The sequence below is a fragment of the Flavobacterium adiutor genome, from assembly GCF_048282555.1.
Lineage (GTDB): Bacteria > Bacteroidota > Bacteroidia > Flavobacteriales > Flavobacteriaceae > Flavobacterium.
In genome coordinates this window covers 145969-171986 of sequence record NZ_CP182487.1, presented here as the reverse complement: position 1 = coordinate 171986, position 26018 = coordinate 145969, and the positions used below count along the sequence as shown (strand labels likewise).

Here is a 26018-nt window from a genome sequence, read left to right as displayed (position 1 = left end):
CTCTGTAAAATTCTCTTAAAAGATCACAATGGAAAAAAGAAAAGCCCTTGAATACTATGTTTTAGACGTATTCTCAAACGAAAGTTATAAAGGAAATCCTCTTTCTGTTGTTTTTACTGATGGAAATTTAGGTCTTCAAACTTATAAGGATATTTCTAAAGAATTTGGCTACTCTGAAACTTCATTTGTTTATTATTCAAAAGAGCAAAAAGCATTAAATGTTCGTTCATTTACCCCAACAGGAATTGAAATTGACGGTGCCGGACATAATTTATTGGGAGCAGTTTGTGGCGCCTTATTCAAAAAAAATCCCATATTTGAAGAGCAATCAGAAAACAATCGTTTTGTGATCATGAAACATTCTGCGATTCCGGTAACCGTAAGTTTTGATCCGGTTACACAATATCCGGTGGTACAGATGCATCAAAAATCAGCAATCATCCAACAGGAAATTCCAACATATAAAATTGCGGTAGCCCTTGGTTTAAAAATTGAGGATTTAGATGTGAATGCCTTTGTCCCGACAATTGTAAAAACGGAAGTCACTCACATGATGGTTCCCATTAAAAACAGCCGAATTTTAAACGAAATTGTTCCTGACAATAAACTTTTAATTGAGATTTCGAAAGAATACCGCTCTGACGGGTTTTATTGCTTTACTATTTCAGATCAAAATGACAACATTGCCGAAACCCGATTTTTCAACCCTGTAATTGGAATCAATGAAGATCCTGCAACGGGAACTGCTGCCGGGCCTTTAATTGGATTCCTTACTCAAAAGAAATACACAAAACCCAATCAGGAATATAAAATTCTACAAGGCGTTAAACTGAATCAGCCTTCTATAATTGAAGTAATGAATCGTGAAAATGATATTTTGGTGGGTGGTTCTTCGATTATTACGATGAAAGGGGAATTGTATTTGTAAAATCATAATACATTGAATTACTATGCACACTTTTGAACAAGCAAGGAAATTAGTTGCTGACAGATTAGAAAATTCGAATTTTTCAGATAAAGATTCATTGATTATTTTGGACAATTTTACTATTGAAAAACCATACGCATGGATTTTCTTTTATACTTCTAAACTATACCATGAAACAAAAGAAACACAATACGCAATTGCAGGAAATTCACCAATTATAGTTGACAAAGAAACCTTAGAACAAACTTCTTATCCAACAGCCTACAGTTTAGAAGAAATACTTCAGAAATATGAAGAAGAGAAAAAGATTTGGAATTTGATTTTACCTGAAAGTCACCTTATTGAAAATTCAAAGCTAATATCATTAAAAAACAAACTAGAATTAGGGCTGAATATAATTAAAGAAATAAAAGACAGTAAAACTTTTAGTCTTGCTTCTGGTTCTGAATTTCGACTTAAAATGCTACAATACGATCTGCAAAACATTGGAATTGACACTTCATTAATTTTAGCATGGGGAAACAAACCGGAAACTTTATAAAACAAAAAACTGCATCCGAAAAAGGATACAGTTTTGTATTCAGAATTAAAATCCTTAATTCGTTTTCATCGGAGGCAAATCAAATGCGCAAGCATCATGTTCGAAGTTGTTTCTGTGTCCGCCATCGCAAAACGGTTTGTTATTTGATAATCCGCAACGGCAAAGGCCTAATGCTGATCTTCCCTGAAGTCCGTAAAGAGTTCCTTCCGGATCCATAATTTCAAAATCACCTTCAATTTTGATTGATCCGTTTTTATTGATGATAAGTTTTGTCTTGCTCATAAAAATTGTTTTTGTTATTTTTTTGGACGGCAAAGATTGCAAAATATTTCCTGAAGATTTTACTTCTAACATCAGTTTAAACTGGTTCTATTTAAACAATACTTTCAATTTCAACTAAATTAAAAGTACTGATAATCAGGATAAAAAGCAGAAATGGTATCCGCTTTTGAATCAATAAAACCATTAGCATTGAGACATTATTTTGTAGATTTGAGAAATCATTTTATCTAAACTATCAAACTACTTATGAAAAAACACTCCATTCTAATAGCATTTGCCTTTCTCTTTAGCCTAACCTCTGCAACCAACGAAACAAACTCACTCGAAGAGGGCTGGATCAATTTACTGGATAAGAACCTCAGCAAATGGGATATGTATCTAAGTTATAAACACCAAAACGGATATTCGGGAAAAGTCCCAACAGATGTTAATGGAAACGAAATACCCCCTATTGGCTACAATAAAAATGTGAACAATATGTTTACCGTAATTCAGGAAAACAAAGAACCTGTCCTTAAAGTTTCAGGCGAATATTATGGCTGCGTCTTTACCAAAGAAGATTTCAAGAACTATCGCCTGAAACTGAAAGTCAAATTTGGAAATAAAAAATGGGAGCCCAGAACCGAAAAACTGAAGGATGCCGGAGTACTTTATCATTCGCAAGGCAAAGCGGGCGTAGATTACTGGCGTGCCTGGATGTTATCACAGGAATTCCAAATAATGGAAGGTCATTTTGGCGATTACTGGAACATCGCTAACTCAGCAATTGATATCAAAGCCTATCTTCCGGAAGGATCAATGAATGCCGTAGCCGATGAGGACCAGCCATTTATTCCGTTTGGGACACATACTGAAAATACCGGTTTTTGTATGCGAAAAATGAAAGCTGAAACACCTAATAACGGCTGGACAGAAATAGAATTGGTTTGCTTTGAAGGTAAAAGTCTTCATATCGTCAACGGTAAAGTGGTTATGGTTTTGCAAAATTCCCGTTATTTCGATGGTGAAAAATTTATGCCTTTAAATGAAGGAAAAATACAGCTGCAAAGCGAAGCCTGTCAAGTTTACTATAAAAACATCAAAATAAAACCAATAAACAAAATGCCCACTGAGTTTGAAAATTATTTCAAATAAAGGGAATCGCTGGCTTTGATTACTTCACTTAATTCTATTTCAACATTTTTGTTTCTCAACAATTAATCATATTTTAATCTAAAAAATCTTTTTAATCCCTTAATCTGTGGCATTAATTTAAAAAACTTTGCGGCTCTGCGACTTTGCGAGATTAAAAAAACGTTGTGAATCTCCGTGAAAATCTTTGTGAATCTCTGCATAATAACAAATTCTCAATTCTATTCCTTATTTTTGCACCCAATAAAATACAATCATGACACAGAATCCAAAAAGATATACAATCACAGCAGCATTACCTTACACCAACGGACCAATCCATATTGGGCATTTGGCGGGGGTTTACGTGCCTGCAGATATTTATTCGAGATACCTTCGCCTGCAGGGAAAAGACGTTGCATTTATTTGCGGAAGTGATGAACATGGTGTTGCCATTTCGATGAAAGCTAAAAAAGAAGGCGTTACACCACAGGAAGTTATCGATAAATATGACGGAATTATCCGAAAATCGTTTGCTGATTTCGGAATTTCGTTTGATAATTATTCCAGAACTTCGGCTAAAATTCATCACGAAACGGCTCAGGAATTCTTTAGGACTTTATATGATAATGGCGATTTTATTGAAGAAGTTACCGAACAATTGTATGATGCAAAAGCAGATCAGTTTTTAGCAGACCGTTTTGTGGTAGGAACCTGCCCGAAATGTGATAATCCCGAAGCTTACGGTGATCAGTGCGAAAAATGCGGTTCGAGTTTGAATGCGACTGATCTGATCAATCCAAAATCGACAATAACGGGAGAAACTCCAGTTTTGAAATCAACGAAGCATTGGTTTTTACCATTGGATCGATATGATGCTTTTTTACGTGAATGGATTTTGGAAGGTCACAAAAACGACTGGAAAACGAATGTGTACGGACAAGTAAAATCATGGATTGATGCCGGATTAGAGCCTCGCGCCGTAACACGTGACCTGGATTGGGGAATTGACGTTCCGGTTGAAGGTGCCGAAGGAAAAAAATTATACGTTTGGTTTGATGCGCCAATTGGTTATATATCTTCTACGAAAGAATGGGCTGCACGCGAAGGAAAAGACTGGGAACCTTATTGGAAAAATCAGGACACCAAATTGGTTCATTTTATAGGGAAAGACAATATTGTTTTCCATTGTATCATTTTCCCGGCAATGCTAAAAGCAGAAGGAAGCTATATTTTACCGGATAATGTTCCTGCAAATGAGTTTTTGAATCTGGAAGGAAATAAACTTTCGACTTCTAAAAACTGGGCAGTCTGGTTGCACGAATATTTAGAAGAGTTCCCGGATAAACAAGATGTTTTGCGTTATGCATTAACATCAAACGCTCCTGAGACAAAAGATAATGACTTTACCTGGAAAGATTTTCAGGCAAGAAATAACAATGAATTGGTAGCTATACTAGGAAACTTCGTGAATCGTGTTGCTGTTTTAATTAACAAAAATTACGATGGTGTTATTCCAACTCCAAACGAATTTACTGAAATTGATGAAGCTACTTTAAATGAATTAAAAGCTTATCCAGCTGTGATTTCAAGTTCGATTGAGCGTTACAGATTCCGTGAAGCTTTGGGTGAATTGATGAATGTGGCCCGTTTAGGAAACAAATATCTTGCTGACGAAGAGCCCTGGAAAGTTATAAAAGTAGATCCAGAACGTGTAAAAACACAGTTATATGTTGCCTTGCAGATTGCTGCAGCTTTAAGCGTCTTAGCTGAACCATTTTTACCATTTACATCAGCTAAAATTTCAAAAATTCTGAATTTTAAAGACTTGAAAGAACACTTTAAAGGATTCAGTAAATATTTGAAAGAAAATCATCCTGGAGCTACAGACGTTATTTTGGGTAAAACATTATGTTGGAATGATATTTCTGAAAACTCAGATTTAATTCCGGCAGGACATAAAATTAATGAGTCTGAATTACTTTTTAACAAAATCGAAGACGAAGAAATACAAAAACAAATAGATAAATTGGAAGCTACAAAAACCGCTAATCTTGCCGAAAGCAAACAGCCAGAACCACAAAAAGAGTTGATTCAGTTTGAGGATTTTGCGAAAATGGATATTCGCATCGGAACTATTCTTGAAGCAGAAAAAATGCCAAAAGCCAATAAACTTTTAGTACTAAAAGTAGATACAGGAATCGATGTTCGTACGATTGTTTCCGGAATTGCGGAGAGTTTTTCACCTGAAGAAATCGTCGGGAAACGTGTTTCTGTATTAGCGAATCTGGCACCAAGAGCTTTACGTGGTGTTGAAAGCCAAGGAATGATTTTAATGACAACAAATACCGAAGGAAAACTGGTATTTGTAAATCCGGATGCTGATGCGCCAAACGGATCGACTGTAAACTAAATTTTTATAAATAAAATGAAATTGCGTGAATCGGTTAAACATAATTGATTCACGCTTTTGATTTTAAAGGTCTTAACTTATTATATCTAAAAAAATATAGTATTCGCAAATTAATAAACTAAAAAAAACAAATCATGAAAAAAACAATTTGTTTGAGCCTTTTACTTCTCATAAATATATCCGCTTTCGCACAGGAAATTATAAATTCGATACCTCTGGAATTGAAAAAAAGTAGTACTGTTTTTCAAATTGCTAATCCCAAAAAAAACGCAGTTACATTGTTTGTGAGAGACTCAGTAAAAATAAAAGCTATCTACCTGAATGAAAAGATGCAAATTACAGACAGCATCACGGATAAAAGACCGAATCCTAAAACATACACTAATATAATTGGTTATAATAGCAGTAATGGCAATACAAGATTATTCTGGTCATCTAATAATTATGAAACCATTTTTTCCCAAGTGTTTAATCCTAATAGTCGAGAAAGTCTGCTCAAAGAATGTAAACTGGTTTTAAAAAACGAAAAAGTTATACAAAAATTCAGTCAGGACGAAAACTTTTACATCCTGACAGTTGTAGAAGACAGTAATATCTTCAAACTATATGTCTTCAACAATGAAGGTAATTTTACAGAGAAAATAATTAACACAGAAGGGTTTCACTTTTTTACATTAGACTATAAAAAATCAGATTTATATACGGCTTTTTCCGAAAGTTTGCTGCCTTTTGAGGCGCCTTTCTCTTTACAAAATATTACTGTTGAAAATCAAACATCATTAATAGATGCTGCCAAAAAAAGAAAATGCTATTTGAAAGATAAGCAACTTGTAATTACTATTGACACCAACATCGATTTTACCCAGGTGATTCTAATTGACTTACAAAGTTTTACTGCTACCGAAAAGATGATAAAAAAGCAACATTTAGTTGGCGATAGAAAATTTTTAAATTCAAATTCCTTTTATTTTGATAATAAACTATATCAGCTAAAAACCTCATCAGGCATTATTTATTTCACAATAAAAGATTTAGAGGACAACATTTTAAAAGAATATTTTGCCAATTCAACGAAACCAATTGCCTTTAAAAATTCTGAATTTTTTGAACAGGGAGGCAGTTTGAGAGGCAAAAGAACTTTGGCAAGCAGTCCGCTGTTTATTTTGAAGGTAAACAGTTTATCTTTGGGTCTTTCCTGTTATAAGACTGGTCCAAATACGTTTATTACTTTTGGAGGCGTATCGGAGTTAAAACAATCAACCGATCAGACTACAATAAATGATTTTGGACTCACTGAAGAGATCGTATTTAGTACATCAATGGAAGATTTCACATCCAGTTCTAACAGAAGAGTAGTTAAAACCGAAGGGTTGTTTGATACTGCAGGAAATCGTATCAAAGGAAAATTACAGCCATTAGCATCTCATAAAATCATTAGTTTTTTTGATAAAAACAACACTATTTCATCACAGATTTTATTTAAATTAGATGCTTACTATCTAGGATATTACGATAATAAAACAAAACAATATACCTTTAGGAAATTTGTAGATTAACCAAGAACTCCCGATTTAGCAACTCGGGAGTTTTTTTCTGACAACACTTTCAAAGTATTAATTTTGCTTTTCTCCTAATAAAACAACATGAAACTCACCAAACCAAGATTAGCCTTAATCTGCGGTATCCTATGCATTTCTATTTTTCCGATACTGGTAAAACTGAAATTGACACCTGGATTAATCTCTGCATTTTACCGGATGTTTTTTGCAGTTACTTTACTTTTGCCTTATGTACTTTTAAGTAAAAACTTTAAACTGACAACCTTAAAATTCACCCTTTTAGCAGCACTTTGCGGAATTTTGTTCGCCTCCGATGTTGCGGTTTGGAATATTTCTATTCAGGATTCGAGTGCTACTCAGGCATCTTTATTGACAAATTTGTCTCCAGTCTGGGTTGGTGTTGGTTCTTTTTTGTTTCTGAAATCAAAACCTGCGACAAACTTTTGGATTGGAACTGTAGTTTCTTTATTTGGAATGGTGACTTTGGTTGGCTTTGAATTTTTCTTAGAATTGAATTTCAATCAGGCATTTCTCTTTGCCGTTTTATCCGGAATCCTGTATTCAATTTATCTTCTGGTCAGCAAAAATGTCCTTTCTGAGATTGATGTTTTAACTTTCATGACCATTAGTTTGATTGCTTCGAGCATTTATTTGGGAATTTTGTGTTATGTTTTAAACGAACCTTTCACAGGATTTTCAGATACAGGCTGGTTTGTATTGGTATTACAGGCAGTAATCTGCCAGTTGTGTGCGTGGCTTTCGGTTAGTTATGCAACCCAGCATATGCGTGCTACGAGAGTTTCGCTTAGTTTGTTAAGTCAGGCGGTAATTACTTCCATATTAGCTTGGTTGTTTTTAGAAGAAAAAATAACTTTACAGATGGTTATCGGCGGAATCATTTTACTTTTTGGAATCAGAATTACTTTTTACGATAAGCCTATTTCGTTAAAAAAGCTTTCTTCTAAGACTGATTAAAAGGTTTCACGCAGATTCGGCAGATTTTTTAAAATTATTTTAATTTGTACTACAAATTAAAGGGCATTCGTGAAATTCGCAGCAAAAAAACCTGAAACAAAGAAAACTTTAAACTAAAAAAACAAAACATTTAATGTTACATAAAAATAAAATCCCTGCTTTAAAAGTAATCGCATTCGATGCTGATGATACCTTGTTTGTTAACGAACCTTACTTTCAGGAAACAGAACATAAATTTTGCGCCCTGATGGAAGATTATCTTTCTCATCAGGGAATCTCGCAGGAATTGTTTAAAATTGAAATCGATAATTTGCCTTTATACGGCTACGGAATCAAAGGGTATATTTTATCGATGATTGAAGCAGCTATGAAAATTTCTAACAATACCATTCCGGTTGAAGTGATTGAAAAAATCATCCAATACGGGAAAGAGCTGCTGGAAAAACCTATCGAACTTTTAGACGGAATCGAAGAAACCCTTGAGGCTTTGCAAGGAAAATACAAACTGGTCGTAGCTACAAAAGGCGATTTAAAAGACCAGCACAGCAAATTACACCGTTCAGGTCTAGGGCATTATTTTCACCATATCGAAGTAATGTCAGACAAACAGGAAATTGATTATCAAAAATTGCTAGGGCGTCTGGACATTCAGGCACATGAATTTTTGATGATTGGAAATTCGTTAAAATCAGATGTATTGCCGGTTTTAGGAATTGGCGGATATGCCGTTCATATTCCGTTTCATACCACCTGGGAACATGAGAAAATCAATCATAAAGTTGAACACGAACATTTTAGCTCATTCGAAAAAATTACCGAAGTTGTTCCTAATTTAGTATAATGAAAACCCTTTTAGATTTAAAAAACTGGAATAGAAAAGAGCATTTTGAGCATTTCAGTAAAATGGAAGAACCTTTTTTTGGTGTTACTGTTGAGATTGATTGCACAAAAGCCTATCAAACCGCTAAAAACCTAAAAACTTCATTTTTTATCTTTTACCTGCATAAAACCTTGGTAGCGGTAAATTCGGTTGAAAATTTTAAATACCGAATTGCTGAAAATCAAATTTACATTAATGAGCGTATAGATGCTTCTGCTACTATTGGCCGTAAAGATGATACTTTCGGGTTCTCATTAATGGAATACAATGCAGATTATAAGATTTTTGAAAAGAATGCTCAGGCAGAAATTGACCGGATCCAAAATACCACCGGACTTTTTACCAGATCCTTTGATGATGATAACTTGATTCACTTTTCGGCTATACCATGGTTAAATTTCACTTCGATTTCACACGCACGAAGTTATTCTTATCCGGACAGCTGCCCTAAAATTTCTTTTGGAAAAATGATGACTTCAGAAACTGGAAAAAAAACCATGGCAATGTCTGTAAATGTCCACCACGGATTAATAGACGGATTGCATGTCGGTAAGTTTGTTGAGCTTTTTCAGGAGTTAATGAACCAATAGGAACAAACTGATAAACAAATATTTGGAATGATTTTTGAAAGCAAAAACATATGAAAAAACGGCTATTTCTTTTGTGTGTCTTTTATAATACTGTCATGCTAAGTCAGACGGTATTAAATTCTTTTGCCTTAAATTTAAACAGACCTTTAGAAAATGGTCAGATCCTGAATGTTGAAGATGTAAAAACTAATGATATTTATGTTTTTGCAGCCGATGATAAATTCATCAATATCTTAAAATACAATAAATCGCTATTCTTAAAGTATCAATTTACCGATTCTATAAAAATGGCAGAAAACAGGTCTTTAATAGGACATAGTATCAGCGATGACGGAAATCCGCTGCTTTACTGGGCAAATGATAATTTAAGAAACATCCGAATTATTAAATATTTTCCTGAAACCAAAACTTTAAAGGCTTTAAATTTTGATTTGCCTGTAACTACTGAATACATTATCACCACTTTCCAAAAAAACAATATATTTTATATGCTGTGTAAGGAAACAAATCAACAGCGTCTGCTACTTTATGAGTTTAATAACGGAAAAGCGGAAGTGAAAATGTTCGATTTATCCGGAATACAGTTTCAGAATGATAAAGGACAAAATCTAGCTTTCAATACCGTTATCCGATATTATCCTATTGAAAAAATGGATCCTGATAGTTTTAATACTTTAGATAAAACGATTAAAAAAACAAAAATGTACCTATCAGGCGATCATATTTTTTTGACATTCGATTACAGTTTAAAAAAGACACAGGTTTTAGACCTGAATATTGTAACTGCTGATGTTACCGAAAAGAATTTTAACCAGCCTTTATCTGACAAAGGATCCAAATCTTCAAATTCTTTTTTTTACGACAACAAATTACTGCAAATAAAGGCTGGCAAAGAAGAATTATTATTTGATATCAAAGATTTTGATTCAGGAAAAACATTAAAAAGTATCTCTGTTTCAAAAAAAGACTCAATTCGTTTTAAAAACTCGCCTTTCTTTTTACAGATAAACGATAAAAAGCCTCAGGAAATAAAAACCACCGAGAAATTTTTAAACCAGCTTTCTGCCCTAAACGCAGGAATAACCGTTTTTAAAAACCAGAAAAATACCTCCGTCTCTTTTGGCGGTTTTGCAGAATATCAGATTTCAGGTTACGACTACATACAGGGCAACTTATTGGCAGATTTTTTTGATAATGGATATGGGGGTTATTCTGAATACCAGAGTAAAATGGCGTATTTTGACGCCATGCTTAATCAGGATTTAGAATTTGTAAACAGCAAACAATCAGAACCTTTGGCTATTGATAATGTTTTTTATTATTTAAGTACTAATAAAAATATTTCACTGCAAAATATTATTAAACTAAAAGAGTATTACATTTTAGGCTATTACGATGTGGCTTCAAAACAATACATCATGCGGAAATTTACTGATGGTTTTTATTATCAAGAAAGAAATCCGATTATCAATAAAGCTTCTCTTTCAAAACCTTATCGTTTCGAAAACCTGAATTTTTCTAAGAATTAACCGAAATGTTCTTATGTTTTCCGGTATCCAAAAAAATGGTTTTGAATTATTTTCATTAATTTTACAAAAAAGACACACATTATGTTATCAAAAAATATTGAAACGGCTTTAAACAAGCAAATCCGAATAGAAGCAGAATCTTCACAAACGTACCTCTCAATGGCTTGCTGGGCCGAAGTACACGGATTAGAAGGAATCGCACAGTTTATGTACACCCAGTCAGACGAGGAACGTGCACATATGCTTAAATTGATTAAGTATGTTAACGAACGTGGCGGACACGCTCAGGTTACAGATCTAAAAGCACCTAGAATTTCCTATTCTACATTTAAAGAAATGTTTGAGGAGCTTTACAATCACGAACTTTTTGTTTCACAATCGATCAACGAATTGGTACACATTACTTTTGAAGAGAAAGATTATGCTACACACAATTTCTTGCAGTGGTATGTTTCTGAACAAATCGAAGAAGAAGCCACTGCTAAATCTATTTTAGATAAAATCAACTTAATTGGTGAAGATAAGGGCGGACTTTACTTGTTTGACCGTGATATTCAGCAGTTAACTGTTACCAGCTCAATCGCCATTAATCCAAAATAAAAACGTTAAAATTTATTTAGAATATATAAAAATAATATTTTCTGTTTATATTTGTTACTGTTTTTAATACAGAGGAAAATTGGGCAAGAAAGAAAAAGACAAGGATAAGAAAAAGGATAAAAAGAAAAAAAAGAATGCTGATATCCTTGATAAAATCAAGAAGGTTGAAAACTGTAAATCTTCTTGCTGTGAGAAATATAAAAAAAGTGAAAAGAAACGATGCTCACGCTGTCCTATGTTTGATTTATTCAAAAAGACTGCTTAACGATACATATATAACCCACCAGATTTCTTCGGTGGGTTTTTTATTTTAAATTGCGGTTACTTTCTGATTTTAAAAGACTCTAAAAATTTATATGAAAAACCAAATCATAATTCCAAAATCAGCACTTGATTTTTTGCAGCAGCTCAAAGAAAACAATAACAAACCCTGGTTTGAAACACATAAACAGCAATATTTAACCGAATTAAGCCATATTGAAACTTTTGCAGACGCTTTGTTACAGGAACTTTCCAAAACAGATATACTCGAAACGCTTTCAGGCAAAAAAAGTGTGTACCGAATTTATCGCGATATACGTTTTTCTAAAGACAAGACGCCTTTCAAAACCTTTTGGGGAGGCAGCTATAAACGTGCCACAGCGGCAAGACGAGGTGGTTATTATTTTCATCTTGAAAAGGGAAACAGTTTTTTCGCAGGTGGCTTTTGGGGACCCAACGCAGCCGATTTAAAACGCATCAGAGCTGAATTCGATCACGATCCGGAAACATTTCAAAAAATACTAAATTCAAAAACTTTTATAGAGACATTTGGAACTTTACAGGGGGAACAGCTCAAAACAGCACCAAAAGGCTTTGATGTCAATCACAAAGCAATTGATTTACTACGTTTCAGACAGTTTTTGATCATTAAACGTTTCTCAGATGATGAAGTATTAAGTCCACAATTTTTAGAGCAGGCTTTAGAAACTATGCAGAACATGAGACCCTTTTTTGATTATATGAGTGAAATACTGACTACTGACATCAATGGTGCGTCGATATTATAAATACTCTTTTAAAAAAACAAAAAAACCCGACAAGCTATAAAGGCTATCGGGCTTAACCAACAAATAAAAATCTTACTTGCTAAGCAATAGAATTTCGTTTACCACAATTTCTGTAACGTAGCGTTTCTCTCCGTTTTTATCGTCGTAACTTCTGTGGGTCAATTTTCCTTCAACGGCGACTTCTTTTCCTTTTACTACATATTTTTCGATAATTTCGGCCGTTTTACCCCAGGCAGTAATACGATGCCATTCGGTTTGCTCCACTTTTTCACCTTTATCATTAGTGTATTTCTCATTGGTAGCAATACTTAAATGCGCTAATTTTTTTCCGCTTTCTAATGTTTTAATTTCAGGGTCATTGCCTACGTTACCGATTAATTGTACTTTGTTTTTCATGGCGTATACTATTTTTAAAGGTTTATATGAAATTGAATTCGTCCGTAAATTCAACGATGCAAAGATGTGGCGGGTCTCAAAAATTAGTCGGTTATGAACTATTTACTTTCGGTTGTAATTGCTTGTAAACGTTTGTAAATGGAAATTAAATTAGTATATTTGAGATAAATCACACAAAAAATGCAAACAAAAATAAATAAGGTAGAATTACGAAATTTAAAATTTGAAGATTATAAAGAACTTAAAAACTCTATGGTCGAATCTTATCCAGATATGGCCAATTCTTATTGGAGAGCAAATGATATTGAAAGATTGCTTTCTATATTTCCTGAAGGACAACTAGTAATTTTGGTTGATGGGAAAGTGGTTGGCTCTGCATTATCTCTTATTTTGGATGAAAAATTAGTTGACAAAAGACACAATTACAGACAGATTGTTGGCGATTACACCTTTTCTACCCATAATCCGAATGGGGAAATTTTATACGGTATTGATGTTTTTATTCATCCTAATTTTCGCGGATTACGATTAGGCAGACGTTTGTACGACGCCCGAAAAGAATTATGCGAGCAATTGAATCTAAAAGCTATTGTCTTTGCCGGAAGGATTCCGAATTATGCACAGCATTCTAAAAAAATGACACCGAAAAATTATATTGACAAAGTAAGACACAAAGAATTACACGATCCGGTGCTTTCATTTCAGCTGAGTAATGATTTTCACGTTTTGCGAATTATCAAAAATTATCTGGAGGGTGACGAAGAGTCAAAAGAATTTGCTGTACTTCTCGAATGGAACAATGTCTATTATGATGAAAGTCCAAAACTGATTAACCTTGAGAAAAGCGTAATTCGTCTGGGTCTTGTGCAATGGCAAATGCGTCAACTGAATAATCTGGAAGAATTTTTTGAACAGGCTGAATTTTTTATTGATGTGGTTTCCGGTTATGGAAGCGATTTTGCTCTTTTTCCGGAACTTTTTATTGCGCCTTTAATGGCAGATTACAATCATTTATCAGAAGCAGAAGCTATCCGGGAACTTGCCCGCTATTCTGACCCGATCAGGAAGCGTTTTCAGGAATTGGCAATTTCTTACAACATCAATATCATTACCGGAAGTATGCCATATTTAGAAAATGGTAATTTATATAATGTTGGCTTTTTATGTAAAAGAGACGGAACCTCTGAAATGTATACCAAAATTCACATTACCCCAAATGAAGTGGTGCATTGGGGTATGAAAGGAGGATCCCAATTTAAAACCTTTGACACGGATTGTGGTAAAATCGGAATCCTGATCTGTTATGATGTCGAATTCCCGGAACTTCCAAGATTACTGGCAGATGAAGGCATGAATATCCTTTTTGTGCCTTTTTTAACTGATACACAAAATGGCTATACCCGTGTCAAACATTGTTCGCAGGCACGTGCAATAGAAAATGAATGCTATGTTGCGATTGCTGGCTGCGTAGGAAATCTTCCCAAAGTAAATAATATGGATATTCAATATGCTCAGGCTGCCGTTTTTACGCCTTCGGATTTTGCTTTTCCAAGTAACGGTATCAAAGCCGAAGCGACTCCAAACACCGAAATGACCCTAATTGTTGATGTTGATTTGAATTTACTGAAAGAACTGCATGAACATGGAAGTGTACATACACTGAAAGATAGAAGGACAGATTTGTATGAAGTTAGGAAGATAAATCCTTGATGAAATAGATTAATCCGAAAGCTTACGTCACTTCGAGTATTTTTGGCTTCTGATTTTGTATTTGAAAACAAAGATTGAATGGCCAAAAATGTATCGAGAAATATTGGTTTACGAAATGGTTCTCGATACAATTTTATAAAAACGCTATCGCTTTTATTAAATCACCCGAACTGACGATATTAGAATATAAGTAAATTACAAAAACGTACGTCACTTCGAGTGTTTTTGGCTTCTGATTTTGTATTTGAAAACAAAAGTTAATTAGCCAAAAATGTATAGAGAAGTCTCGTTTACATAATGGTTCTCAATACGATTTTATAAAAATGCTGTCGCTATTTTATAAAATCACTCGAACTGACGAATAGAATAAAAAGTAAAGATAAAAATGAAACAATCTTATGTTTATATATTAAAATGTTATGATGGAAGTTATTATACAGGTGTAACTTCAAACATTACAAAAAGGGTTTATGAACATCAGGTTGGGTATTATCCCGATTGTTATACGATAAGCAAAAGACCAATAGAATTAGTTTTTTATTGTGAGTTCACTGATATTAATTTAGCAATTGAAAAAGAAAAACAAATTAAAAAATGGTCAAGACTGAAAAAGGAGGCGTTGATTAATGGTGACTTTGACGCTTTAGTTAATTTAGCTAAAAAAAGATTTGATAACTAAGATATGACGTCACTTCTAGTGTTCTGGCTGATAGATTTATTTTGAAAACAAAAGTTAATTAGCCAAAAATGTATCGAGAAGTATTGGTTTGCATAATGTTCTCGATACGATTTTATAAAAATGCTATCGCTATTTTATAAAATCACTCGAACTGACGACCGAAATTTAAAAACCAATAAACACCATTAGCCCTTATGAATCCGGTATCCTCGTAACGTAGTGAAGAGATAAAGGCGAAAGCAGGAACCCATATTAACTAACACAAAACCATCATTCGCTTAAAATAAAAACCAAATTGCCTATTCTAATTAAGACAGATCTATGAAAACATGCCTCGAGTGCGCTGAGAAAATTGTAGGCCGGGAAGACAAAAAATTCTGCTCAGACAGCTGCCGCAATGCTTACAATAATAAAATAAACAAGGATAGTACCAACTTTATGCGGAATGTGAATAATAAACTCCGTAAAAATTACCGAATTTTGTGTGAATTAAACACAGAAGGAAAATCTAAGGCAACCAGGGAAAAAATGCTCAATAAAGGTTTTGATTTTGATTTCTTTACCAATATCTTGCAGACTAAAACAGGGAATACCTACTATTTTCTATACGATCAGGGATATCGGTCATTAGACAATGATTATTTTATGCTCGTAAAAAAAGAAATTTAATACCACTATATGAAAAAAAATCCTACTTCAATTCTGGCTTTTTTAGGAGTCTTAGGAATTCTGGCCATCATCTATGCCTCAATGATGCCTCAGTATATTTCTAAAGATGAAGAAGCTCTTGCAGAATTCTCCACTGAACGAGCATTAAATCAAGTTCGGATTATAGCCCAAAAGCCCCATTTTGTCGGCTCAACCAATCATGAATTAGTTGCTAATTACCTTCAACTCGAGCTAAACAGAATTGGTATGGAAACCTCAGTTCAGGAAGGCTTTACCCTGAACGACAAAGGTCTTTTGGTAAAATCCAAAAATATTCTGGCCCGAATAAAAGGAACTGATAGTTCAAAAGCCTTATTATTGCTTTCGCATTATGACAGCGCACCTCACTCTTTTTCTAAAGGAGCAAGTGATGATGCTTCCGGAGTTGCCACAATACTTGAAGGCGTTCGTGCCTTTTTATATGCCAACGAAAAACATAAAAATGACATTATTATTCTTTTTTCTGATGCTGAAGAATTAGGCCTAAACGGTGCTGCACTGTTTGTGAATCAGCATCCATGGGCAAAAGAGGTTGGTCTGGTCTTAAATTTTGAAGCAAGAGGTTCCTCTGGTCCAAGTTATATGCTGATGGAAACCAATAAAGGGAATCAGGCTCTTGTAAAAGAATTTTCGAATGCAAAAACAAAATATCCCGTTTCAAATTCATTGATGTACAGTATTTATAAAATGCTGCCTAATGATACTGACTTAACGGTTTTCAGGGAACAGGGAAATATTCAGGGGTTTAATTTTGCTTTCATAGATGGTCATTACAATTATCATACACAACAAGATGATATTCAGCATTTAAACAAAACTACATTAACACATCAGGGATCTTATTTGATGCCTTTATTAAAATACTTCTCTAATATTGATTTAAACTCTACTCAAACCACAGAAGACAATGTTTATTTTAATGTTCCGTTCGGATTCTTTATAAATTATCCTTTTTCATGGGTTTTTCCAATGAGCATTATTGCTTTGGGATTATTGATTTTCTTTATTTTCGTTGGAAAAGTAAAACATCTCATTTCTTTCAGGGAAATCTTTAAAGGATTTGTTCCTTTCTTAGGTTCCATCATTATTTCCGGTCTGGTAACCTTTTTGGGGTGGAAAATCATGCTGCTGATTTATCCACAGTATTCTGATTTACTAAACGGATTTACCTATAATGGACATGCGTACATTGGAGCATTTGTAACACTTAGTATTGCGATCTGTTTTGCTTTTTACCATCATTTTTCGGAAAAAAAAATTACGATGAATCATTTCGTAGCTCCGTTAATGTTATGGATTATCATCAATATTGTTTTAGCTAATCAATTAACGGGAGCAGGTTTTCTGATTATCCCGGTGTATTTTGGAGTACTTTTGTTGGGAATTTTTGTCTTCACACATCATTATAACGTTGGACTGAATTTATTGTTCTGCATTCCTGCCCTGGCTATTGTAGCACCTTTTATTTTGATGTTTCCAATTGGTTTAGGGTTAAAAATTCTTTTTGGAAGTGCCGTACTTACGGTTTTACTTTTCGGATTGATGCTTCCGGTATTTGGATCTTTTGCAAAAAAAGGAATTTGGACCATGCTTTTCTTTGCCCTATCAATCAGCTTTTTTGTATACGCAGGTGTGAATTCAGATTATGAGCCTGGAAAAGCAAAATCAAACAGTTTATTATACGTTTATAATGCCGATACAAATTCTGCTGTCTGGGCAACTTATGATACCAACCTTGATGACTGGACGAGAAGTTATCTTGGCAATATGAATCAAAAAGCAGTAGGATTAAACATTCTGCCTATAGCCAGTAAATACAACAGTCCATTTACTTACAGCGCTGTTGCCCCTAAAATTGAAGTTCCAAAACCTACTATTTCTTTTGTAAGAGACAGTGTAATAGGAAGTAAAAGATATGTAAAAATAAAAATTACGCCAAACCGCAAAGTTAACCGTTATGATATTTATGCCAATCCAAAAATGACGTTTTATAATTTCAAAGCTAATGGCGTTACTACTTCCGGACAAAAAGGAAATGTTTTGGAGAGACAGGACAGCAAAATCTTATGCTACTATGTCGTAGGAAACGAACCGCTTATAATGGAATTCATCATTAATAAATCGTCTATTTTTGATATGGATCTGATTGAAAGTTCATTTGATTTAATGACCAATCCGTTATTTAATATCAAACCTAGAAGCAACTGGATGATGCCAACTCCTTTTGTTCTGAATGATGCTGTTTTGGTTCAGCAAAAAATTAAAAGATATACAGCACCGGTAAAACCTATAGAAACTGCTCCTGCAACAGACAGTACGACCGTTAAAATAGATAGTCTGCCACCTGTAATGAAAATTAAAAAAGAAGTCATAAATCAATAGTGGTTTAAAAAAAGTAAAGGCAGACTTATCAAAATAGTCTGCCCTTTTTATATTTAACAGGCACATTCCGTTTTCAATCCGCCCTTATTTCCTTTTACTCCTTCAGTTGCATATCCATCGAGTTTCCACCATTCCAGTCCTCCAATTAATTCTTTTATCTTAAATCCAAGTCTGACCATGTTTAAAGCTCCTTTTGTTGATGCATTGCAGCCAATTCCGTCGCAATAGGTCACATATAAAACATCTTTATCCAAATGCTGTGTTGTTTCTAAATTCATATCCCGATGTGGAATATTAAGTGCATTCGGAATATGTTCCTCTTCGTAACCAAAAGCTCTTCGGGCATCGATTACCACTATTTTCTCACCATTGTTCAGCGCTTCAAATAAATCTGAAGGATCCATTTCAAAGGCAAGCTTGTTTTCGTAATGCTTAATTTGTTTTTCCATATTTTTTGTTTTTTGTTTTTCAAAATTAGAATGGTTTACATTCTTATAAAAACGAAAAGAATTCATGCAGAACATTACTTTTTTTCATACAAAAGCCAGTCTAAAATTTTGTTTCTTTGTGTATTAATCACTGAAAAAATGGAAATACGTCACTTAAAACTGGTAAAAGCAATTGTTGAAGAAGGAAGCATTACCAAAGCGATTAACAAACTTCACCTGACACAATCGGCTTTGAGTCATCAGCTCAAAGAAGCCGAATATCAATTGGGAACTGCCATTTTTTTACGAACCAATAAAAAACTGGTTTTGACCAAAGCAGGCGAAAAAATCTACGATCTCGCCAATGAAATTCTGAACAAACTATCAGAAGCCGAAAGCCAAATCAAACAAATGGTTTTTGGAGAATATGGCGAAATTAGAATCAGTACTGAATGTTTTTCGAGTTATCACTGGCTTCCGTCAGTTTTGAAACAGTTTCATCTTTTGTATCCGAATGTGGAACTTAAAATTGTAATTGAGGCCACTCATATTCCATTGCAGAAACTTTTAGACAACACCATTGATATTGCTATTATAAGCGATCCGGTTAAAGACAATACTATCAAATATACAGAACTGTTCCAGGACGAGGTTATCATGGTCGTATCTGAAAACCATACCTGGGCCAATAAAAAATATGTTGTTGCAGAAGATTTCATCAATGAACATCTCATTATCCATTCATTCCCAATGGAAACCGTTACCATTCATCAGTTTCTTTTGGCTCCAGCCAAAGTGAGTCCGAAGAAAATAACACCAATGCCTTTAACAGAAGCGTCTCTGGAAATGGTCAAAGCCGATATGGGTGTAATGTCAATGGCAAAATGGGCAGTTCAGCCGCATTTAAAATCCAGTCCGATCAAAGCGATTAAAGTTGGGAAAAATGGTTTGAAGAGAAAACACTTTATTGCCACACGATCTAATGAGAATTATCCGGATTATTTTAATCATTTTATCAGCTTTCTGCAAACAGAAATCAATCTGCAATGGAATATTCAATAAGAAACTGCGAAATAGCAGATTTGCCCAAACTGGTCATTTTATGCCAAAAACATGCTGAATTTGAAAAAGCCGAATTTTATCCAAAAGGAAAAGAACAAAGTTTGAAAAATGCTCTTTTTAATGAAAATCCAAAATTGTTTTGTTTAGTCGTTGCCACGAAAGAAACAATTGTGGGTTACGCATCCTTTACTTTTGATTTTTCAACCTGGGATGCTTCTGCTTTTTTGTATATGGATTGTTTATTTTTAGAAGGAGAAGCAAGAAGTTTCGGAATTGGCGAAGTTTTAATCGAAAAACTAAAAGAAATCGGAATCAAAAATAACTGCATCAATATGCAGTGGCAAACACCGGAATTCAACATAAGGGCTATTAAATTTTACAACAGAATTGGTGCAAAAAGAAAAGAAAAAGTCCGATTTACTTTAACTTTGTAAAATATTAATCTAGTAATTTTTTTCAAGCTGATTTTCGCAGATTATTTTAAAATCAATCCGCTCAATCTGCCACTTGAGCGACAGCGAACTGGCGAAGCAAATCTGCTAGAGAGAAAAAAACTTTTCTATTTTGAATCTTAAAAAATGACAAAAATAAGCATACTTGGCTGTGGCTGGTTGGGCTTACCGCTAGCAAAAAGACTAATCGAAAAAGGAAATTCAGTAAACGGATCTACAACTTCAGAAAACAAACTTTCTATCTTAAAAGAAGCTGGTATAAATCCGTTTTTGGTTGCGCTTGAAAGCGAAAGTGTCTCTGAGAGCATAAACTCTTTTTTAGCAGAAAGCGAAATCATGATTATTGATATTCCGCCAAAACTGAGAACTGCCAATCCGGATTCTGAAAAGAAAGTTTTTTTCGAAAAGATCAAAAACCTGATTCCTTTTATAGAAAAATCGACGGTTAAGAAAGTGCTTTTTGTAAGTTCAACATCCGTCTATGGTGATAATAATGATTCTGTAACTGAAGAAACTAAACCGAATCCAGATACTGAAAGCGGAAAACAATTGGTTTTAGCTGAAAAGCTTCTTCAAGAAAATCAAAACTTCAAAACCACTATTCTGCGTTTCGGCGGATTAATTGGAGAAGATCGTCATCCTGTGACTTCCTTGTCAGGAAAAGAAAACTTGGCAAATGCAGATGCTCCCGTAAACCTGATTCATCAAAACGATTGTATCAGCATCATTGAAGAAATCATAGACCAATCTAAATGGAATGACGCTTTTAATGCTGTTGCGCCATTTCATCCAACCAGAGAAGATTATTACACTCAAAAAGCAGTGGAACAAAAGCTGCCTTTACCACAATTCAGTCCCGAAAAATCGAATATTAAAAAGGTTATTTCAAGCGATAAAATTGGAACCGTTTTAAACTATAAATTTAGACTGGAAGATTATTAAACTATAATAAATTATTTAAGTTTTATTATCTCCTAACACTATTGTCATCCTGAGCGAAGTCGAAGGCTTTTGTTTTCATAAGCCTTCGACTTCGCTCAGCCAGACATTGAATTTTATATAAGTAAAGCAAAACACTTAAACTTAAATAATTTATATCGTTCAAAAATATTTGCGAACTTTGGGTCTTTGCGGTTAAAACGAAAAATCATGAAAACAGTTTATATCAATTCACCACTCGGAATCACCAAAATCATTGGAGATGAAAATGGTATTTCGGTAATTTCTGTTTCTGATGTTGGAACAAATGAAATTTCACAAACCATTCCTGAAGTTCTGCAGGAAGCTGTTTCCCAGTTAAATGAATATTTTGAAGGTAAAAGAACCAATTTCGATATAAAACTTAATCCACAAGGAACCGAATTTCAACAGAAAGTCTGGAAAGCCTTATTGGAAATTCCGTATGGAAAAACAGTAAGTTATATGGATCAGACTAAAAAACTTGGAGATGTAAAAGCAATTCGGGCTGTAGCATCGGCAAATGGTAAAAATCCGCTTTGGATTGTGATTCCGTGTCATCGGGTTATTGGTACAAACGGATCTCTTACGGGTTATGCAGGAGAAATATGGCGCAAAAAATGGCTTTTGGAGCACGAAAGTCCTTCTACACAGCAAAGTTTATTTTAGTTACAATTATAACCCATTCATTATGGCAAAAATAGTTATGGAAAGCTGGAGAGAAGGTTTAAAAGGAGTTTCGCTTGTAAAGTTGCAAAATAAAATATTAGGATTAGGTTTGAAAGAAGCTAAAACTAATTTAGACAATCTTTTAGATGACATTCAAATAATTCTGGAAATTGCTGATGAAAATTCAGCTAAATATTTCTTAGAAGAAGCAGATAAGCTAGGTGTTAATTGTAAATTCATAAAATAAATTTAATAATAGTAAGAATTTTACGCATATTTGTAAAAAATCTAAGAAAGTCTAACAATCTAAATATCTAAGAAGTCTCCAAAAATGATTGAAAAAATAAACCTCAACAACATTTTATTTCTTGATATAGAAACCGTTCCTGAAGAAGAAAACTTTAATTCACTCGATGCAGAAATGCAGTCACTTTGGGATTTAAAAACGCAATATCAGCGAAAAGAAGAGTTTACTCCCGAAGAATTTTACGATCGTGCCGGAATCTGGGCAGAGTTCGGAAAGATAATTTGTATTTCCGTTGGTTATTTTACAATCAAAGGAGATATTCGGAATTTCAGGGTAACTTCTTTTTTTGGAGAAGAAAAAAAGATCCTGAAAGACTTTAATAATTTGCTGAACAATCATTTCAATCAGCCACAGCATCTTTTGTGCGGGCATAATGCCAAGGAATTTGATATTCCGTTTCTCGCACGCCGAATGATTATCAACCAAATTGCGATTCCGGACAAACTGAATTTATTCGGCAAAAAGCCATGGGAAATTCCACATCTGGATACTTTAGAATTATGGAAATTTGGCGATTACAAACATTTTACTTCTTTAAAATTGCTGACTAAAATCCTCGGAGTTCCTTCTCCAAAAGGTGATATCGACGGAACTCAGGTCGCACATGTTTTTTATGTGGAGAAAGACATTGACCGAATTATAAGGTATTGTGAAAAAGATACCATTGCCGTAGCACAGATTTTCCTTCGTTTTCGAAGAGAAGATTTATTGATTGAGGAGGAAATTATTCATGTATAATTTATTTTTGAGTTACTAGGTTCTGAGATACTAAGTTACTAAGATTTTGAAACGCAAAGTTTAAATGAACTTACATAACTTACATGGTTTAAAAAATATTACATTTACAAAAAATTACAACTATGGTATTAAGCAGATTTTGGTTAACGATTTTTATTTCTTCGATTGTGTTTATTGTGGTGAGTTTATTTACTGCCAATACGTATACTATTGATTCTGTTTTGAATGGGAAGAAAGATGATCCGATTTTGGTTTCTGAAAAATACGTTGAACAACTTCCTGCTTTCATCAAAGACAGCATTAAAAACGCTCCGGAACAGACTATGATTGTCAATCGTGACACGCTAAATTCCGATACAACTTATGTTTACAAAAACAAAACCGTAAAAATCTACAGCGGTCTTCAAAAATCAGATGGTTTATTACCAACATGCAAAAGCACTTTGCTGGATTTAATAATTCCATTGATTGCTTATCTGGCCTTCTTCTGCGGATTAATGGAGCTTTTAATCGTTTCGGGAGCTTCTGGAAATTTAGCTAAAGTGCTGAGCCCTGTTTTTGTAAAAGTATTTCCGAGTATTCCTAAAAATCACCCTTCGATATCGTACATGACCTTAAATTTTGCTGCAAATTTCTTAGGATTAGATTCCGCTGCAACACCATTCGGACTAAAGGCCATGGAAAGTTTACAGGAAATAAATCCCGAAAAAGACAAAGCCAGTGATGCACAGATTATGTTTATGTGTCTTCACGCTTCGGGTTTGACTTTAATTGCAACTTCTATTATCGGTTATCGTGCTGCTGCCAATGCCAGTAATCCGGCAGATGTAATGCTGCCTTGTATCATTACTTCTTTCATCGGAACGATTGCCGCTTTCCTGATTGTCGGTGTGAAACAAAAAATCAATTTTAAAAGCGCTTCACTTCTTATTGGTTTAATGACCTTAATTGCTGCCATTGTTGGTTTATTGATGTATGTGAATCATTTGGATTTAATCGGGAAAAACTATTTCACTTCTAACCTTTCGGGATTAATATTAGTGGCGATAATTGCTTTCACCCTGATTTTTTCTTTTGTTCATGAAAAGAAATTTAAAGATGCCGAAACAACTGTTTTTGACACATTCGTAGTGGGAGCCAACAACGGCGTTAAAACAGGAGTTACGATTTTCCCTTATGTTTTGGGGATGCTGGTTGCTATTTCGTTATTCAGAAACAGCGGTTTATTCGAAATTATCAGTGATGCTATTGGATTTATCTTTTCGAATATGGGAGTGAGCAAAGAAATTACGAATGCATTGCCAGTTGCCATGCTTCGCCCTTTTAGTTCTGCGGGATCAAGAGGATTTTTGATTGATTCGATGAATACTTTTGGAGCAGATTCCCTTACAGCAAGACTGAGCAGTATTTTCCAGTGCAGCGCCGAAAGTACGTTTTATGTAATTGCGGTTTACTTTGGTTCGGTAAATATTAAAAATACTCGTTACGCTTTGGGCACCATGCTTTTGGTTGATTTAATTTGTGTGATTACGGCTATTTTTGTGGCGACCTGGTTTTTTTAAAATAATAATTCGTATTTAAAACCGGATTAAAATCCGGTCCTACAACATAATCCGAACCTACGGTTCTTTAATTTTAATTGTGTAAACTTTTTTACAAACAGATATGTAAAATTTCTTTTGAAAAAATATTTAACAAGTTAAATATTTTATTTTCTTTTTATTTTTAAACTTAAAATTCCGTGGGAATGATTTATTTTGTAGCAACGGATTTTAATCCGTTGTTATAAAAAACGATAAGTTTATAAAGTTCCGTAGGAACGGCTCATATAAAATGGCAAACACATATAATCAAATTTATATTCAGGCAGTTTTCGCAGTAAAATACAGAGAAGCGGTTATTGAAGAAGAATGGAGATCAAAATTGTTAGGTGTAATAGGTAATTTAATAAATGAATCCGGATGTAAAACGATTATAGTTAATGGCGTTGAAGATCACATACATTGTTTGCTCGCATTAAAACCGACTATCAGCATATCCGAATTAATGAAAACTATAAAAGCAAAATGTTCAAAATACATTAATGATAATAAATTAACAAAATCTAAATTTTCATGGCAAGAAGGCTATGGAGCATTTTCTTATAGTCAGTCTCAAATTGATTCTTTTTATAAATACATTGAAAATCAAAAAGAGCATCATAAAAAACAAGACTTTAAGGATGAATATTTAAATTTTTTAAATAAATTCAACATTCAATACGAACAAAAATATGTTTTTGAAGCTCTATTATAATTTTACGAAATTACAATTCCTTTCCTTTTTACTAATTCTCGCAAGCTGTCATAAAGAACAGCAAAAAAGTCTGATTGCAGATGTAAATTCTGCTGAAGCAAAAGAACTTCCCACTGTTACAGATAAAGCAGAAACAGAAGAAAATATATTACGAACAGATACCATTTTCCTTTCAAATGAAAAAAATGCCCAGTTCACTCATATTCTGGCAAATTTGACAGAACTGAAAGCAGATCAAGACAGTATCCTAACATCGAAATTTAGACTTGATTTTTATCAGAACAAAACCAAAATCACGTCTTCCAGAATTACTATTACCAATTACGAAAAAGGTGCTGAATGGGGAGGATCCTCAGGTTTGACTACTGCATCAGGCAAAAATTCTTCTTTTATACAAATTGGTTTTGGATATCCTGCCTGCGGTTATACGCATGAAAATTATCTGTACTATCTGAAAAACCATAATTTACAGCTTGTTCATCAATGGCAATCGATGTCAGACAGCGGCTGGGGAACGTGGACTGAATTTGTAAGCAATGCATCAGAAAAAGATCCTGAGAGTTTTTATTGCAAGACAGTTTCATTTGAACCCGGGGATGATAGCAATGAAGATTCGGGAATTGTAACCTATTCTGATTCTATTTCATTTTTGCTAAAGGGAACTCATTGGAAAAAGAAACTTCTTTCAGCAAAAGATAAACCTTATTTTGAAAAGAAGATGAGTTTTAGTGAGTTTCATAACCAACAATAAACTCCGAAACACTTATAATTCAAATTCT

28 protein-coding genes are annotated in these 26018 nt (G+C 34.0%); 25 read left to right on the top strand and 3 right to left on the bottom strand.

Going from position 1 to position 26018, the window contains the following annotated elements; all coding sequences use genetic code 11:
* The first annotated feature begins 28 nt into the window (after positions 1-28).
* Both ACNC7R_RS00655 and ACNC7R_RS00650 read left to right on the top strand, forming a co-directional pair.
* Positions 29-928 carry a PhzF family phenazine biosynthesis protein gene (locus tag ACNC7R_RS00655; protein ID WP_417939068.1) on the top strand — a complete coding sequence of 300 codons (900 nt, stop codon included), beginning with the start codon at positions 29-31 and terminating at the stop codon, positions 926-928.
* A 22-nt stretch (positions 929-950) separates the two neighbouring features.
* Complete coding sequence (locus ACNC7R_RS00650; protein WP_417939067.1) at positions 951-1469, top strand: YrhB domain-containing protein; 519 nt, start codon at positions 951-953, stop codon at positions 1467-1469.
* A gap of 54 nt (positions 1470-1523) precedes the next feature.
* On the opposite strand, the gene ACNC7R_RS00645 is transcribed toward ACNC7R_RS00650, so the two are convergent.
* A complete protein-coding gene (locus ACNC7R_RS00645) occupies positions 1524-1751 on the bottom strand; it encodes a CDGSH iron-sulfur domain-containing protein (protein ID WP_417939066.1) in 228 nt (75 codons plus the stop codon).
* Positions 1752-1997: 246 nt separating this feature from the next.
* Here ACNC7R_RS00645 and ACNC7R_RS00640 point away from each other — a divergent pair, with 246 nt between their 5' ends.
* From ACNC7R_RS00640 to ACNC7R_RS00595, 10 genes are all read left to right on the top strand, one after another.
* The gene (locus ACNC7R_RS00640) at positions 1998-2885 is read left to right on the top strand and encodes a 3-keto-disaccharide hydrolase (RefSeq protein ID WP_417939065.1); all 888 of its coding nucleotides are present in this window, start codon (positions 1998-2000) and stop codon (positions 2883-2885) included.
* Between the two features lie 253 nt (positions 2886-3138).
* Positions 3139-5274 (top strand): methionine--tRNA ligase, encoded by a 2136-nt coding sequence (gene metG, locus ACNC7R_RS00635; RefSeq protein WP_417939064.1) that lies wholly within the window; start codon positions 3139-3141, stop codon positions 5272-5274.
* Between the two features lie 134 nt (positions 5275-5408).
* A complete protein-coding gene (locus ACNC7R_RS00630) occupies positions 5409-6830 on the top strand; it encodes a hypothetical protein (protein WP_417939063.1) in 1422 nt (473 codons plus the stop codon).
* Positions 6831-6917: 87 nt separating this feature from the next.
* Positions 6918-7808, top strand: coding sequence for a DMT family transporter (locus tag ACNC7R_RS00625; protein ID WP_417939062.1), 891 nt, complete (start codon positions 6918-6920; stop codon positions 7806-7808).
* A gap of 133 nt (positions 7809-7941) precedes the next feature.
* A complete protein-coding gene (locus ACNC7R_RS00620) occupies positions 7942-8649 on the top strand; it encodes an HAD family hydrolase (RefSeq protein ID WP_417939061.1) in 708 nt (235 codons plus the stop codon).
* A complete protein-coding gene (locus ACNC7R_RS00615; protein WP_417939060.1) occupies positions 8649-9278 on the top strand; it encodes a CatA-like O-acetyltransferase in 630 nt (209 codons plus the stop codon). The genes ACNC7R_RS00620 and ACNC7R_RS00615 overlap by 1 nt, the downstream gene beginning before the upstream one ends.
* A gap of 50 nt (positions 9279-9328) precedes the next feature.
* The gene (locus ACNC7R_RS00610; protein ID WP_417939059.1) at positions 9329-10807 is read left to right on the top strand and encodes a hypothetical protein; all 1479 of its coding nucleotides are present in this window, start codon (positions 9329-9331) and stop codon (positions 10805-10807) included.
* A gap of 81 nt (positions 10808-10888) precedes the next feature.
* Positions 10889-11407 (top strand): ferritin, encoded by a 519-nt coding sequence (locus ACNC7R_RS00605; protein ID WP_417939058.1) that lies wholly within the window; start codon positions 10889-10891, stop codon positions 11405-11407.
* Between the two features lie 79 nt (positions 11408-11486).
* Positions 11487-11672: a hypothetical protein gene (locus ACNC7R_RS00600; protein ID WP_417939057.1), complete on the top strand. Its 186-nt coding sequence runs from the start codon at positions 11487-11489 to the stop codon at positions 11670-11672.
* A 91-nt stretch (positions 11673-11763) separates the two neighbouring features.
* Complete coding sequence (locus ACNC7R_RS00595; RefSeq protein ID WP_417939056.1) at positions 11764-12456, top strand: DUF2461 domain-containing protein; 693 nt, start codon at positions 11764-11766, stop codon at positions 12454-12456.
* 72 nt (positions 12457-12528) lie between these two features.
* Here the strand turns inward: ACNC7R_RS00595 and ACNC7R_RS00590 are convergent, their stop codons facing one another.
* On the bottom strand, positions 12529-12852 hold the full coding sequence (locus ACNC7R_RS00590; RefSeq protein WP_417939055.1) for a single-stranded DNA-binding protein: 324 nt from the start codon (positions 12850-12852) through the stop codon (positions 12529-12531).
* Between the two features lie 180 nt (positions 12853-13032).
* Here ACNC7R_RS00590 and ACNC7R_RS00585 point away from each other — a divergent pair, with 180 nt between their 5' ends.
* From ACNC7R_RS00585 to ACNC7R_RS00570, 4 genes are all read left to right on the top strand, one after another.
* Positions 13033-14562 carry a GNAT family N-acetyltransferase gene (locus ACNC7R_RS00585; RefSeq protein ID WP_417939054.1) on the top strand — a complete coding sequence of 510 codons (1530 nt, stop codon included), beginning with the start codon at positions 13033-13035 and terminating at the stop codon, positions 14560-14562.
* A gap of 385 nt (positions 14563-14947) precedes the next feature.
* Complete coding sequence (locus ACNC7R_RS00580) at positions 14948-15241, top strand: GIY-YIG nuclease family protein (protein ID WP_417939053.1); 294 nt, start codon at positions 14948-14950, stop codon at positions 15239-15241.
* 321 nt (positions 15242-15562) lie between these two features.
* The gene (locus ACNC7R_RS00575) at positions 15563-15910 is read left to right on the top strand and encodes a hypothetical protein (RefSeq protein ID WP_417939052.1); all 348 of its coding nucleotides are present in this window, start codon (positions 15563-15565) and stop codon (positions 15908-15910) included.
* A gap of 9 nt (positions 15911-15919) precedes the next feature.
* On the top strand, positions 15920-18331 hold the full coding sequence (locus tag ACNC7R_RS00570) for a M28 family peptidase (RefSeq protein ID WP_417939051.1): 2412 nt from the start codon (positions 15920-15922) through the stop codon (positions 18329-18331).
* A gap of 53 nt (positions 18332-18384) precedes the next feature.
* Here the strand turns inward: ACNC7R_RS00570 and ACNC7R_RS00565 are convergent, their stop codons facing one another.
* Positions 18385-18780, bottom strand: coding sequence for a rhodanese-like domain-containing protein (locus tag ACNC7R_RS00565; protein ID WP_417939050.1), 396 nt, complete (start codon positions 18778-18780; stop codon positions 18385-18387).
* A gap of 138 nt (positions 18781-18918) precedes the next feature.
* Here ACNC7R_RS00565 and ACNC7R_RS00560 point away from each other — a divergent pair, with 138 nt between their 5' ends.
* The 9 genes from ACNC7R_RS00560 to ACNC7R_RS00520 all read left to right on the top strand — a co-directional run bounded on the left by ACNC7R_RS00560 (position 18919) and on the right by ACNC7R_RS00520 (position 25990).
* Complete coding sequence (locus tag ACNC7R_RS00560) at positions 18919-19821, top strand: LysR family transcriptional regulator (protein ID WP_417939049.1); 903 nt, start codon at positions 18919-18921, stop codon at positions 19819-19821.
* Positions 19806-20255 (top strand): GNAT family N-acetyltransferase, encoded by a 450-nt coding sequence (locus tag ACNC7R_RS00555; protein ID WP_417939048.1) that lies wholly within the window; start codon positions 19806-19808, stop codon positions 20253-20255. The genes ACNC7R_RS00560 and ACNC7R_RS00555 overlap by 16 nt, the downstream gene beginning before the upstream one ends.
* Positions 20256-20399: 144 nt before the next feature.
* Positions 20400-21215, top strand: coding sequence for an NAD(P)H-binding protein (locus ACNC7R_RS00550; protein ID WP_417939047.1), 816 nt, complete (start codon positions 20400-20402; stop codon positions 21213-21215).
* Positions 21216-21422: 207 nt separating this feature from the next.
* Positions 21423-21899, top strand: a complete 477-nt coding sequence (locus tag ACNC7R_RS00545) for a methylated-DNA--[protein]-cysteine S-methyltransferase (protein WP_417939046.1) — start codon at positions 21423-21425, stop codon at positions 21897-21899.
* A 22-nt stretch (positions 21900-21921) separates the two neighbouring features.
* The gene (locus ACNC7R_RS00540) at positions 21922-22146 is read left to right on the top strand and encodes a hypothetical protein (protein WP_417939045.1); all 225 of its coding nucleotides are present in this window, start codon (positions 21922-21924) and stop codon (positions 22144-22146) included.
* Between the two features lie 84 nt (positions 22147-22230).
* On the top strand, positions 22231-22944 hold the full coding sequence (locus tag ACNC7R_RS00535) for a 3'-5' exonuclease (protein WP_417939044.1): 714 nt from the start codon (positions 22231-22233) through the stop codon (positions 22942-22944).
* Between the two features lie 122 nt (positions 22945-23066).
* On the top strand, positions 23067-24506 hold the full coding sequence (locus ACNC7R_RS00530; protein WP_417939043.1) for a nucleoside recognition domain-containing protein: 1440 nt from the start codon (positions 23067-23069) through the stop codon (positions 24504-24506).
* 271 nt (positions 24507-24777) lie between these two features.
* Entirely contained in the window at positions 24778-25239 is a 462-nt protein-coding gene (gene tnpA / locus ACNC7R_RS00525) for an IS200/IS605 family transposase (RefSeq protein WP_417939042.1), read from the top strand.
* On the top strand, positions 25223-25990 hold the full coding sequence (locus ACNC7R_RS00520; protein WP_417939041.1) for a hypothetical protein: 768 nt from the start codon (positions 25223-25225) through the stop codon (positions 25988-25990). The genes tnpA and ACNC7R_RS00520 overlap by 17 nt, the downstream gene beginning before the upstream one ends.
* The last annotated feature ends 28 nt before the right edge of the window (positions 25991-26018 follow it).